General features: G+C 50.4%; 13 protein-coding genes and 1 pseudogene. 8 read left to right on the forward strand and 6 right to left on the reverse strand.

The window, feature by feature from the left end; translation table 11 throughout:
• Positions 1–103: 103 nt before the first annotated feature.
• Together mobB and mobA are read right to left on the reverse strand one after the other, a co-directional pair.
• On the reverse strand, positions 104–622 hold the full coding sequence (mobB, locus tag FDW96_RS22170; RefSeq protein ID WP_094301049.1) for a molybdopterin-guanine dinucleotide biosynthesis protein MobB: 519 nt from the start codon (positions 620–622) through the stop codon (positions 104–106).
• Positions 604–1,188: a molybdenum cofactor guanylyltransferase MobA gene (mobA, locus tag FDW96_RS22175; protein WP_061382605.1), complete on the reverse strand. Its 585-nt coding sequence runs from the start codon at positions 1,186–1,188 to the stop codon at positions 604–606. Before mobA ends, mobB begins: the two co-directional genes overlap by 19 nt.
• Before the next feature lie 69 nt (positions 1,189–1,257).
• On the opposite strand from mobA, the gene FDW96_RS22180 reads away from it, so the two are divergent.
• The 3 genes from FDW96_RS22180 (at position 1,258) to dsbA (ending at position 3,230) form a co-directional block, all read left to right on the forward strand.
• Complete coding sequence (locus FDW96_RS22180) at positions 1,258–1,527, forward strand: YihD family protein (RefSeq protein ID WP_003028616.1); 270 nt, start codon at positions 1,258–1,260, stop codon at positions 1,525–1,527.
• A gap of 76 nt (positions 1,528–1,603) precedes the next feature.
• On the forward strand, positions 1,604–2,590 hold the full coding sequence (locus FDW96_RS22185) for a serine/threonine protein kinase (RefSeq protein ID WP_137366324.1): 987 nt from the start codon (positions 1,604–1,606) through the stop codon (positions 2,588–2,590).
• 16 nt (positions 2,591–2,606) lie between these two features.
• Positions 2,607–3,230: a thiol:disulfide interchange protein DsbA gene (gene dsbA, locus FDW96_RS22190; protein WP_038635827.1), complete on the forward strand. Its 624-nt coding sequence runs from the start codon at positions 2,607–2,609 to the stop codon at positions 3,228–3,230.
• A gap of 13 nt (positions 3,231–3,243) precedes the next feature.
• On the opposite strand, the gene FDW96_RS22195 is transcribed toward dsbA, so the two are convergent.
• On the reverse strand, positions 3,244–4,107 hold the full coding sequence (locus FDW96_RS22195) for an acyltransferase (RefSeq protein ID WP_249357208.1): 864 nt from the start codon (positions 4,105–4,107) through the stop codon (positions 3,244–3,246).
• Here FDW96_RS22195 and FDW96_RS26340 point away from each other — a divergent pair.
• Entirely contained in the window at positions 3,992–4,327 is a 336-nt protein-coding gene (locus tag FDW96_RS26340; RefSeq protein WP_233639323.1) for a hypothetical protein, read from the forward strand. The genes FDW96_RS22195 and FDW96_RS26340 overlap by 116 nt on opposite strands.
• A gap of 215 nt (positions 4,328–4,542) precedes the next feature.
• Complete coding sequence (polA, locus tag FDW96_RS22200) at positions 4,543–7,329, forward strand: DNA polymerase I (protein ID WP_137366325.1); 2,787 nt, start codon at positions 4,543–4,545, stop codon at positions 7,327–7,329.
• A gap of 333 nt (positions 7,330–7,662) precedes the next feature.
• Here polA and yihA read toward each other — a convergent pair whose 3' ends face one another.
• Entirely contained in the window at positions 7,663–8,295 is a 633-nt protein-coding gene (yihA, locus tag FDW96_RS22205) for a ribosome biogenesis GTP-binding protein YihA/YsxC (RefSeq protein ID WP_042313572.1), read from the reverse strand.
• Positions 8,296–8,504: 209 nt separating this feature from the next.
• Between yihA and FDW96_RS22210 the strand changes: the two are divergent.
• The 3 genes and pseudogenes from FDW96_RS22210 (at position 8,505) to hemN (ending at position 10,931) form a co-directional block, all read left to right on the forward strand.
• Positions 8,505–8,753, forward strand: a pseudogene (locus FDW96_RS22210) (hypothetical protein).
• A 106-nt stretch (positions 8,754–8,859) separates the two neighbouring features.
• The gene (gene yihI / locus FDW96_RS22215) at positions 8,860–9,369 is read left to right on the forward strand and encodes a Der GTPase-activating protein YihI (protein ID WP_249357210.1); all 510 of its coding nucleotides are present in this window, start codon (positions 8,860–8,862) and stop codon (positions 9,367–9,369) included.
• Positions 9,370–9,557: 188 nt separating this feature from the next.
• The gene (gene hemN, locus FDW96_RS22220) at positions 9,558–10,931 is read left to right on the forward strand and encodes an oxygen-independent coproporphyrinogen III oxidase (RefSeq protein WP_042313566.1); all 1,374 of its coding nucleotides are present in this window, start codon (positions 9,558–9,560) and stop codon (positions 10,929–10,931) included.
• Between the two features lie 89 nt (positions 10,932–11,020).
• On the opposite strand, the gene FDW96_RS22225 is transcribed toward hemN, so the two are convergent.
• Together FDW96_RS22225 and glnG are read right to left on the reverse strand one after the other, a co-directional pair.
• Entirely contained in the window at positions 11,021–11,131 is a 111-nt protein-coding gene (locus FDW96_RS22225) for a YshB family small membrane protein (RefSeq protein WP_003028631.1), read from the reverse strand.
• A gap of 112 nt (positions 11,132–11,243) precedes the next feature.
• Entirely contained in the window at positions 11,244–12,653 is a 1,410-nt protein-coding gene (glnG, locus tag FDW96_RS22230; RefSeq protein ID WP_042313592.1) for a nitrogen regulation protein NR(I), read from the reverse strand.
• Positions 12,654–12,659: the final 6 nt, after the last annotated feature.

The following is a 12,659-nucleotide window of genomic DNA, read 5'->3' on the forward strand; positions in this document are numbered from 1 at the left end:
CGGATGGGCTTTTTTGCGTCTGTGCGAAATGAAACCTGCCGGATGTGGCGTAAACGCCTTATCCGGCTTACCAAAGCGCATCAGGCGCATCAACATACAGCAGTTATCGTCTTGCCCATTGCGTAACGAAATCAGCAACTTGCTGTATGTCATTAATATCTAATAATGGAACATCCACAGATAACGGAACATCACTGGCAACCGCGATAACAAACTCATCCATCACCAACTCTTCAGGAGTATGTCCGCAGCCCTCACGAAAAAGCAGGATCTTCGCAACAGGTTCATGCTTAAATCCCTCGACCAGTACCATATCTAACGTCGAAGCATCCATCCTGCTTACCAGATACGCTAAATCCAGTTCGGGTTCTTCCGGTGTTTCTACCATTAACGCCCAACGTTGCTGGCTGGCGACCAGTGTTTGTGCCGCCCCTGCTTTGCGCAGCTCATAGCTGTCTTTACCGGGCTTGTCGACATCCATATTGTGATGTGTATGCTTAATCAATCCGGGTCTAATACCTCTGACACGCAGCTCAGGGATCAGTTTCTTTAGCAGCGTGGTTTTTCCCGTACCGCTCCATGCCGCAATGGCAAGTAATGGGATCATGATTTTTCCTGCCATTTTGCAAGTTCTTCAGGTGTGTTCACGTTTACGAATGCATCTTTATGATCGCTGAAATCGACGGCATGACCGCCAGCCTGACGCATAAAGACCATGACGCGTCGTTCACCTGACTGAAGATAATCCTGTAGCAAGGGCTGCAAGGAGCGGTGCATCAGGGCAATTGTCGGGTGATCTCTTTCCCCATCATGCACCCAGACGATTGGTGCAGCTTTGCGCTGCTCTTTTAAACGGGAGACCAGATCGTGAGGAATATAGGGCATATCGCACGGGCAGAACAAAAACCAGTCCCCCGCTTGCTGCAGGAATACCGACAGCATCCCAGCCAGTGGGCCAGGGAAATCGGCCAAGGTATCGGGAATAACTTTCAGGCCGCTTTGTTGGTAGATATCCCGGTGGCGATTGGCATTAACGACTACGGTATCGACCTGCAAAGCGAGAGTATCGGCCACATGTCGCCAAAGCGGTTTACCGTCGAGTTCAAGCAGGCCTTTATCGGTTCCGCCCATCCGTCTGGCCTTACCGCCCGCCAGCACAACCCCTGTTATTGCACTATCCAGAATCACTGATATCGCCTCTTTTAATGTGGGATTGACCCTGCTAACGTATCCGTATTAAGCCTAAGGAGCACAACCATGAAATGTAAACGCCTTAATGAAGTTATTGAACTCCTCCAGCCAGCCTGGCAGAAAGAACCTGATCTTAACCTGATGCAATTTTTACAGAAACTGGCGCAAGAGTCAGGTTTTGACGGTGAACTGGCGGATTTAACTGATGACATTCTGATCTATCACCTGAAAATGCGTGACTCGGCGAAAGACGCCGTCATCCCAGGTATTCAGAAAGATTATGAAGAAGATTTTAAAACAGCCCTTCTCCGCGCACGTGGCGTAATTAAAGAGTAAAAGCTTGTAATCGCCGCCACCGAAAGCGCTGCGAAATGATATCCTGAATCATTCGTAGTATTTTCCGGATGATGGGATGAACGACAACGCTTTTACTTTCCAGACGCTACACCCGGATACCATCATGGATGCACTGTTTGAGCAGGGGATCCGGGTGGACTCCGGGCTAACCCCGCTTAACAGCTATGAAAACCGTGTCTATCAGTTTCAGGACGAAGACCGTCGACGCTTTGTCGTTAAGTTTTATCGCCCTGAGCGTTGGTCCGTTGATCAGATCCAGGAAGAGCACCAGTTTGCGCTGGAACTGATGAGCGATGAAGTGCCGGTTGCTGCACCGCTGGTACTGAACGGCCAAACACTGTTAAGCCATCAGGGTTTTCATTATGCGATCTTCCCAAGCGTCGGCGGACGCCAGTTTGAGGCCGATAACATCGATCAGATGGAGGCGGTTGGGCGCTATCTGGGGCGTATGCACCAGACTGGCGGCAAGCGTAATTTCGCTTTCCGTCCCACGATTGGCCTTGAAGAGTATCTGACCGAACCGCGTAAACTGTTTGAACAGGCCCAACTTATTCCTTCAGGGCAAAAAGCAGCCTTCCTGAAAGCAACGGATTCACTTATTACAGTAGTTTCCGAATGCTGGCATACGCGTTTTGCCACGTTACGCCTGCATGGTGATTGTCATGCCGGCAATATTCTGTGGCGTGACGGTCCAATGTTTGTCGATTTAGATGATGCCCGCAATGGCCCGGCTGTTCAGGATTTATGGATGCTTCTTAACGGCGATAAAGCTGAACAACGCATGCAGCTTGAAACCATTATCGAGGCTTATGAAGAGTTTAGTGAGTTCGACACGACAGAAATCGGACTGATCGAACCTTTACGTGCTATGCGTTTAGTTTATTATCTTGCATGGCTGATCCGACGTTGGGGTGACCCTGCGTTTCCAAAAAACTTCCCGTGGTTAACTGGGGAAGATTACTGGCATCGTCAGACCGCAACTTTTATTGAGCAGGCAAAAATTCTGCAAGAGCCCCCCTTACAATTAACGCCAATGTATTAATCGGAGAAACTTGAACATGAAAAAAATATGGCTGGCGCTGGCTGGTATGGTTTTAGCTTTTAGCGCATCTGCGGCGCAGTTCCAGGATGGCAAACAATACATCACTCTGGAAAAGCCTGTTGCGGGTGAACCGCAAGTGTTGGAGTTCTTCTCCTTCTACTGCCCGCACTGCTATCAGTTTGAAGAAGTGCTTCATGTGTCTGATAACGTGAAGAAAAAACTGCCGGAAGGCACCAAGATGACCAAATACCACGTCGAGTTTCTTGGGCCTTTGGGTAAAGATCTGACGCAGGCCTGGGCTGTTGCTATGGCACTTGGCGTTGAAGATAAGGTCACTGTTCCGCTGTTTGAAGGGGTTCAGAAAACCCAAACCGTTCAGTCTGTTGCAGATATCCGTAAAGTGTTTGTCGACGCGGGTATTAAAGGTGAAGACTACGATGCGGCATGGAACAGCTTTGTGGTGAAATCACTCGTGGCGCAGCAGGAAAAAGCGGCAGCTGATTTACAGCTGCAGGGCGTTCCGGCGATGTTCGTGAATGGTAAATACCAGGTAAACCCGCAGGGCATGGATACCAGCAGCATGGATATCTTTGTACAGCAGTATGCGGATACCGTGAAATTCCTGGTTAGTCAGAAGTAAAAGCGAAAGCCGGTCATTGACCGGCTTTTTTGTTTGTGGCTTTAATCGCATCTATTTGCGCGTCTTTCTCGCTCCAGAGCGTATTCAACCATAGCTGAAACCGACGCTTGAAACCTTTATCGTTCACGTAATCACCGTGCAACTCTTCTTGAATTTGCTCCAGGTTCACTCGCACGACAATACGCGTTAATTTGCCGCTCAGCATATCGTAGAAAGGGCGGCTGCTATTTTCCGGGTAGCACAGCGTGACGTTCAGCAACTTATCAAACTGCGCCCCCAGCACATTCAATGCCATAGCGATACCGGCCGCCTTAGGTGGGAGCAGGTTTTGATAGGGGGAGCGGGTTTGCTCACGTTTCTCATTAGTAAAGCGTGAACCTTCGACAAAATTGACGATAGTTGTCGGGTGTACGCGAAATTTCTCGCAGGAGCGACGCGTTGTTTCCACGTCTTTACCGCGCCGTTCCGGGTGACGGAGCAGGTAGCCGCGTGAATAACGTTTCATAAACGGCATATCCAGCGCCCAGCAGGCCAGGCCAATAAACGGCACCCAGGCGAGTTGTTGTTTGAGAAAATATTTATTCATCGGGATGTGCTTACGAAACAGAACGCAAAGCACGACGATATCGGCCCAGCTGTAATGATTACAAATGAGCAGATACCAGTTTTTTTTGCTAAGACCTTCCAGCCCTTCGACGTCCCACTTCAATCGTGGATTGAGGTGCAGCAGTATAGCCAGACCTTCACACCAGCAATACATCATGAAATTACAGAAGATGGAAACCTTGCGCCAGACGACAGGAACAGGCAAAAGGAGTTTTACCACCCCGGCAAGGATGATTGGCACAGAACAAAAAATCGTAACCAATATGGTCAATACGATACTCAGCAACAGCGTTATCGCAGCGAGTATTCTTGTCATAATTAAATTATTCAATAAGTTAGCCATAGACAGTGCGCTAAAAAGGCGCAAGGGGCTGATTTTATCAGAAAACGAACCAAATGATGGATCTTCCCTGAATAGAAAAAAAAGGAATATCTATCCACATCGGGATACAAGCGATAAAAATGGAATAAAATGCTGTAGATTTATTTAATTAACTGAAACATATGAAAAAATATAATGAATCAATAATTACCTTGCTATATTTAAAGAGCTGAAAATTATTTATTCACAAAGTTATCCACAGTCTTATTTGCGAGCAAAGCAGAAGAACTGCAAAAGTTTTTCGACAAAAACGGCGAAAAACTCATGTTTTCATCCCGTCTGTGGCATCCTTTACCCATAATCTGATAAACAGGCACGGACATTATGGTTCAGATCCCAGAAAACCCACTTATCCTTGTAGATGGCTCATCTTACCTTTATCGCGCATATCACGCGTTTCCGCCGCTGACTAACAGCGCAGGAGAACCTACTGGTGCGATGTACGGTGTTCTCAACATGCTGCGTAGCTTGATTCTACAATATCAGCCGACCCATGCTGCTGTGGTATTTGACGCTAAGGGTAAAACCTTCCGTGATGAATTATTCGAGCATTACAAGTCACACCGCCCGCCAATGCCTGACGATCTGCGCGCGCAGATTGAACCTCTACATGCGATGGTAAAAGCGATGGGGTTGCCATTACTCGCTGTTTCAGGCGTGGAAGCGGATGATGTTATCGGTACGCTGGCGCGTGAAGCGGAAAAGGTTGGTCGTCCGGTGCTGATCAGTACCGGTGATAAAGACATGGCTCAGCTGGTGACACCGAACATCACCCTGATCAACACCATGACCAATACTATCCTCGGCCCGGATGAAGTGGTGAATAAGTACGGTGTGCCACCTGAGCTGATTATTGATTTCCTGGCGCTGATGGGCGACTCCTCCGATAACATTCCTGGTGTGCCTGGCGTGGGTGAAAAAACGGCTCAGGCGCTGCTCCAGGGCTTGGGGGGGCTGGATACCCTTTATGCCGAATCTGACAAAATTGCGGGGCTGACTTTCCGTGGTGCGAAAACCATGGCGGGCAAGCTTGAGCAAAATAAAGAGGTGGCGTACCTCTCTTATCAATTAGCGACCATTAAAACAGATGTTGAGCTGGAGTTAACCTGCGAGCAACTGGAAGTGAAGCAGCCTGCCGCAGATGAACTGCTTGGCCTGTTTAAACAGTATGAGTTTAAGCGTTGGGTTGCAGACGTAGAAGCCGGTAAATGGCTGCAGGCGAAAGGAACGAAGCCGGCGGCGAAACCGCAGGAAACAATCGTCGTCGAGGCTACGCCGGATGAATCTGCGACGGCTCTTTCGTACGATAACTACGTGACGATTCTGGATGAAGCGACGCTGGAAGAGTGGATCGCGAAGCTGAAAAAAGCGCCCGTCTTCGCCTTTGATACAGAAACTGACAGCCTGGACAATATCTCTGCGAATCTGGTTGGACTGTCTTTTGCCATTGAACCGGGCGTAGCTGCCTATGTTCCTGTTGCCCATGACTACCTGGATGCTCCCGATCAGATCACTCGCGACCGTGCGCTGGCGCTGCTGAAGCCGCTGTTGGAAGACGAAAACGCGCATAAAGTGGGACAAAACCTGAAGTACGATCGCGGCATTCTGGCGAATTACGATATCGAACTGCGCGGCATCGTCTTTGACACCATGCTCGAGTCCTACATTCTTAACAGTGTTGCTGGTCGACACGATATGGACAGCCTGTCCGATCGCTGGCTGAAACATAAAACCATTACCTTTGAAGAGATTGCCGGAAAGGGCAAAAACCAGCTGACCTTTAACCAGATAGCGCTGGAAGAAGCTGGTCGTTATGCCGCGGAAGATGCCGACGTCACGCTACAGCTACATCTGAAAATGTGGCCGGAATTGCAGCAGCACAAAGGGCCGCTGAACGTCTTTGAAAATATCGACATGCCGCTGGTGCCGGTTCTGTCTCGCGTTGAACGCAACGGTGTGAAAATCGATCCGGCTGTTCTGCACAAGCATTCAGAAGAGCTGACGCTGCGTTTGAACGAGCTGGAGCAAAAAGCGCACGAGATCGCCGGAGAAGCGTTTAACCTCTCTTCCACCAAGCAGCTACAAACCATCCTGTTTGAAAAGCAGGGTATTAAGCCGCTGAAGAAAACACCTGGCGGCGCGCCATCAACCTCGGAAGAGGTACTGGAAGAGCTGGCGCTGGACTACCCGTTGCCGAAAGTGATCCTGGAATATCGTGGGTTAGCAAAACTGAAGTCGACCTATACGGACAAGCTTCCGTTGATGATTAACAAGAAAACCGGGCGCGTACATACCTCCTATCATCAGGCGGTTACCGCTACCGGGCGCTTGTCTTCAACGGACCCGAATCTGCAGAACATCCCGGTACGTAATGACGAAGGTCGTCGTATTCGCCAGGCGTTTATTGCACCGGAAGACTACGTGATTGTTTCAGCGGACTACTCGCAGATTGAACTGCGTATCATGGCGCACCTCTCGCGTGATAAAGGCTTGCTTACTGCATTTGCCGAAGGGAAAGATATTCACCGCGCAACGGCCGCTGAAGTCTTTGGCTTACCGCTGGATTCAGTAACTAGCGAACAACGCCGCAGCGCGAAAGCTATCAACTTCGGTTTAATCTACGGGATGAGCGCCTTTGGTCTTGCTCGCCAGTTAAATATTCCGCGCAAAGAAGCTCAGAAGTACATGGATCTCTACTTCGAACGCTACCCTGGCGTGCTGGAATATATGGAACGCACGCGTGCACAGGCAAAAGAGCAGGGTTACGTTGAAACGCTGGAAGGGCGTCGCCTCTATTTGCCGGATATTAAATCCAGTAATGGCGCTCGTCGTGCGGGTGCTGAACGCGCCGCAATCAACGCCCCGATGCAAGGTACTGCCGCAGATATTATTAAGCGAGCTATGATAGCCGTAGACGGATGGCTGCAAACCGAGAAACCGCGCGTGCGCATGATCATGCAAGTTCACGATGAACTGGTGTTTGAAGTGCACAAAGATGACCTGGAAAGTGTGTCTAAAAAGATCCATCAACTGATGGAAAACGAGACCCAGATTGACGTGCCGTTATTAGTGGAAGTCGGTAGTGGTGAAAACTGGGATCAAGCGCACTAAGGGTTTACTGAATAACGGCCTTTTTTCGTAACTAAGCAACATAAGATAGAACTTTTTGTGATGTCCATTAGAATTCCCTATGTAAGGAATGAAAAAAAATTACAAAAAGTGCTTTCTGAGCTGCTCAAAAAAGAGTAAAGTTATTCACGTAGGGTACAGAGGTAAGATGTTCTATCTTTCAGACCTTTTACTTCACGTAATCGGATTTGGCTGAATATTTTAGCCGCCCCAGTCAGTAATGACTGGGGCGTTTTTTATTGTGCGCAAGAAAAGTTTCGCTCACGCCGTAGGCCGGATAAGACGCGCAGCGGCGCCATCCGGCATAGCGGGGGATTATTCCCCGTCCTGAATCTCTTCGACCGGTGCCAGTTCACTAAACCAGCTATCCAGCTTCTGCCGCAGTTTGTCCACGCCCAGCTTTTTCAGTGATGAAAAGGCTTCTACCTGCACATCACCATTAAACGCCAGCACGGCTTCACGTACCATATTCAGTTGAGCTTTGCGCGCGCCGCTGGCCAGCTTGTCTGCTTTAGTCAGTAGCACCAGAACCTGAACGTTGCTCTCTACCGCCCACAGGATCATCTGCTGATCCAGATCTTTAAGCGGGTGACGAATATCCATCAGTACCACCAGACCTTGCAGGCTTTGACGTTTTTCCAGATATTCAGCCAGTGCGCGCTGCCATTTGCGCTTCATCTCTTCCGGCACTTCGGCGTAACCATACCCCGGCAGGTCAACCAGGCGTTTGCCGTCAACGACTTCAAACAGGTTGATGAGCTGAGTACGGCCCGGTGTTTTAGATGTACGCGCCAGACTCTTTTGATTAGTCAGGGTATTTAGCGCACTGGATTTGCCTGCGTTGGAACGGCCAGCAAAAGCCACTTCGATTCCGGTATCGGAAGGTAAGTGGCGAATATCAGGCGCACTCATCACAAAATGCGTCTGTTGATAATTCAAGTTAGTCAAAGAGGTCCTCTCCATCAATCAAGGCTTTGCAGCGATTATACCTGAACACCAGCAAAAGGCTGGTTTTTCGACGCGTGGCCTGTGTAAGTAAAAACCTCGCACTTTGTGAGACATTGCCGATAGTATCTATACGAGATGACAGTGTAAAAAATGACATGGCCTAAATAAATCATAGCGTTACGGTTAGGCACTATTCTTAAAATCCGAAATTGTTACCTTGGTTACTTGTACGTTTAAACCAAAACGGTAAAGTAGTGCCCATAGCGAGGAAGCTGACAGGATAGACGACTCAGGATGAGGGTCAGGAGCGCCAGGAGGCGAAGACACAGGATTGTCAGGAAGACAAACGTCCGGAGACGTTAGTAAAAGGAAATGGAAACAACACGGAATGTTTCAGGCTAAGGGAAAAACAGGGTGTGTTGATAGCCAACAGGGATAGTAGAGCCCGTAAGGGTTGAGAGTCAGGAAAAAAGGCGACAGATTACTCTGTCGCCTTTTTTCTTTATTTCTGCTAGATTCCGGCGCAAATATATACTGAATTAAAACAGCCAAAGACGAATCATGATGAAACCAACTTCTACACCACGCGGTAAAGGTCCTGCAAAAGCGCGTCGTAAAACACGCGAAGAAATTAACCAGGAAGCTCGCGACCGTAAGCGCCAGAAAAAACACCGTGGCCATGCGGCGGGTAGCCGTGCGTCCGGTAGCGATGGCGCATCTGGTGGCGGAAAGCAAAATAAGCAACAAGATCCTCGTATTGGCAGCAAAACCCCCATTCCATTGGGCGTGACCGAAAAAGTCACCAAACAGCACAAACCGAAGAGTGAGAAACCTATGCTTTCACCACAGGCTGAGTTGGATTTACTGGAAACGGATGAGCGCCTGGATGCGCTGCTGGAGCGTCTTGAAGCAGGAGAAACCCTGAGTGCGGAAGATCAAACCTGGGTTGATGCCAAGCTGGATCGCATTGATGAGCTGATGCAAAAGCTGGGTCTCTCTTACGATGACGAGGAAGAAGAGGAAGAAGAAGAAAAGCAGGAAGATATGATGCGCCTGCTGAAAGGCGGCAACTAACGGTTTTACACCGTGGGTCTTCCCGTCCTGCTTATAACCCTTCCGGTTATATGTTATCTGGTGTGGTTATTCGTTAAACTACAGCGGTTGTCGCGGCGACAGAAGTGGCTGCGCAACCGGCTTATTACCCGCACAGGGGTTAAGCCGGTACGCCGTACCCGCCAGAGACGCCATCGGAAGGAGTGAGCATGTCAGAGCAGCTAATAGACTGGGACCTGGCCCTGATCCAGAAATATAACTATTCCGGGCCACGATATACCTCGTACCCAACCGCGCTGGAGTTTTCTGAAGACTACGGCGCCGAGGCGTTTTTAAACGCTGTGGCGCGTTACCCTGAGCGTCCGCTCTCGTTGTACGTTCACATCCCGTTCTGCCACAAACTGTGTTACTTCTGCGGCTGCAACAAGGTTGTGACGCGTCAGCAGCATAAAGCCGATCAATACCTCGATGTCTTAGAACAAGAAATTATTCATCGCGCACCGTTGTTTGCCGGACGTCATGTCAGTCAGCTGCACTGGGGCGGTGGCACGCCAACGTATCTGAATAAAGCGCAAATCAGCCGTTTGATGTCGCTGCTGCGTGGCAACTTTAACTTTAACGATGACGCCGAAATCTCGATCGAAGTGGATCCGCGTGAAATTGAGCTGGATGTGCTCGATCATTTACGCGCTGAAGGTTTTAACCGCCTGAGCATGGGGGTGCAGGACTTCAATAAAGAAGTTCAGCGTCTGGTTAACCGTGAGCAGGATGAAGAATTTATCTTTGCGCTGCTGAATCATGCGCGGGAGATTGGTTTTACCTCGACGAACATCGATCTGATTTATGGTTTGCCAAAACAGACGCCGGAAAGTTTCGCCTTCACCCTGAAACGCGTTGCTGAGCTGAATCCAGACCGACTGAGCGTCTTCAACTACGCTCACCTGCCGACGCTGTTTGCTGCTCAGCGCAAAATCAAAGATGCCGACCTGCCCAGCGCGCAACAGAAGTTGGATATCCTGCAGGAGACCATCTCTTCACTGACCGAAACCGGTTATCAGTTCATTGGCATGGATCACTTTGCTCGCCCGGATGACGAACTGGCGATTGCTCAACGCAAAGGTGTGCTGCATCGTAACTTCCAGGGGTATACCACCCAGGGGGATACCGATCTTCTGGGGATGGGCGTATCGGCCATCAGTATGATTGGCGACAACTACGCGCAGAACCAAAAAGAGCTGAAGCGCTATTATCAGCAGGTAGACGAGCAGGGGAACGCGTTATGGCGAGGAATTGCGCTGACCCGCGATGACTGTATTCGTCGGGATGTGATTAAGCTGCTGATCTGCAACTTCCGCCTCGACTATGCCGCCGTGGAACAGCAATGGGATCTGAATTTTGCTGACTATTTTGCCGAAGATCTGAAACTGCTGGCGCCGCTGGCGAAAGATGGGCTGGTGGATGTGAATGAGAAGGGAATTCAGGTTACGCCTAAGGGCCGCCTGCTGATTCGGAATATTTGCATGTGCTTTGATGCCTATCTGCGCCAGAAAGCGCGGATGCAGCAGTTCTCACGCGTCATTTAGCCGGGTTGCCGGGTGGCGCTGCGCTTACCGGGCCTACACGTTGCGACAACCTGTAGGCCGGATAAGCGTTAGCGCCATCCGGCACATTGTCAGCTGAACAGTCCAACCAGCGCCGCGCACAGCACTGCGGCAACCGCAGTTTGTGGCGTATGGCTTTCGACCGCACCGCTCGACAGCAGATTAATCATTGATTCCAGCATGATGACTTCCCCCCGTTAGCCGGGCACGATCATACTTAACTCATCGGAACAGTAAAGCGCAAAATAGCAGCAATTTGCGCTCAATTATCAAACTTTACACTGTGACCGAGCGTCACTCCATTCCGAGTTCTTTTAACTTACGCGTCAAGGTATTACGGCCCCAGCCGAGCAAGCGCGCTGCTTCCTGTTTATGCCCCTGGGTATGACGTAGCGCGGTGGTCAATAGCGTGCGCTCCATCTCTGGTTGAGCTTCAGAAAGCAAATTTTGATGACCGGAACGTAATGCCCGGTCTGCCCACTGTGCTAACAGCGTTGCCCAACTGTCCGGCTGCATAGGGGACGGCGCGTCTGGCACGCTGGTTTCAAAAAGCTCGGCCGGCAAGTCCTGAATCAATACTTCCTGTCCGGCAGCCATAACAGTTAACCAGCGGCAGGTGTTTTCAAGCTGGCGTACGTTGCCCGGCCAGGCCAGACGCGTAAGCGCTGCCTCGGTTTCGGGATGTAATTGTTTGGCTTCCACCCCCAGTTCGCGGGCGGCTTCCTGCAGGAAATGACGTGCCAGGCGAGGGATGTCTTCCCGACGTTCACGCAGCGGGGGCAAATGAACGCGAATGACGTTCAGACGGTGGAATAAATCCTCACGGAATTTGCCTTCCTGTACGCGCAGTTCCAGATTCTGGTGCGTGGCGGCGATGATGCGAACATCCACTTTCACCGGCGCATAACCGCCCACCCGGTAAAACTGTCCATCGGCTAATACGCGCAGTAAACGCGTTTGCACGTCCAGCGGCATATCGCCGATTTCATCGAGGAACAGCGTCCCACCGTCGGCCTGCTCAAAACGCCCCTGACGAATGGTATTTGCCCCGGTAAACGCCCCTTTCTCATGACCGAACAGTTCAGACTCGATCAAATCTTTCGGGATCGCCGCCATGTTCAGCGCGATAAACGGCGCTTTGACGCGTGGGCTATGACGGTGCAGGGCGTGAGCGACCAGCTCTTTACCGGTCCCGGACTCGCCATTAATCAATACGCTGATTGAAGAACGGGAAAGTCGGCCAATAATGCGAAAAACATCCTGCATCGCTGGCGCTTCGCCAATAATATCGGTCGTTGGTCCGTGGATTTGTACATTACGCGGCTGCTGCTGTTCCTGATAATGACTGATGGCACGTTCGACCAGCGCCACGGCTTCGTCAATATCAAAAGGTTTGGGCAGATAATCAAACGCCCCTTGCTGGTAGGCGCTGACGGCGGCATCCAGATCGGAATGCGCCGTCATTATGATGACCGGAAGCATTGGATGACGCTGTTTGATCTGTTTTAACAGCGTCAGACCATCCATACCCGGCATGCGAATGTCTGACAACAATACGTCCGGTGTTTTGCTGGCCAGTGCGTCCAGCACCTCTTTACCGCTTTCAAATGCGGTACAGCTCAGACCAGCCCCTGCGAGCGCACGTTCTAGCACCCAACGGATGGAACTATCGTCATCAACGACCCAGACTATTCCTCGTTGCATAAACGT

Origin of the sequence: Citrobacter sp. TBCS-15, assembly GCF_005280815.1 — a bacterium.
GTDB lineage: Bacteria > Pseudomonadota > Gammaproteobacteria > Enterobacterales > Enterobacteriaceae > Citrobacter > Citrobacter werkmanii.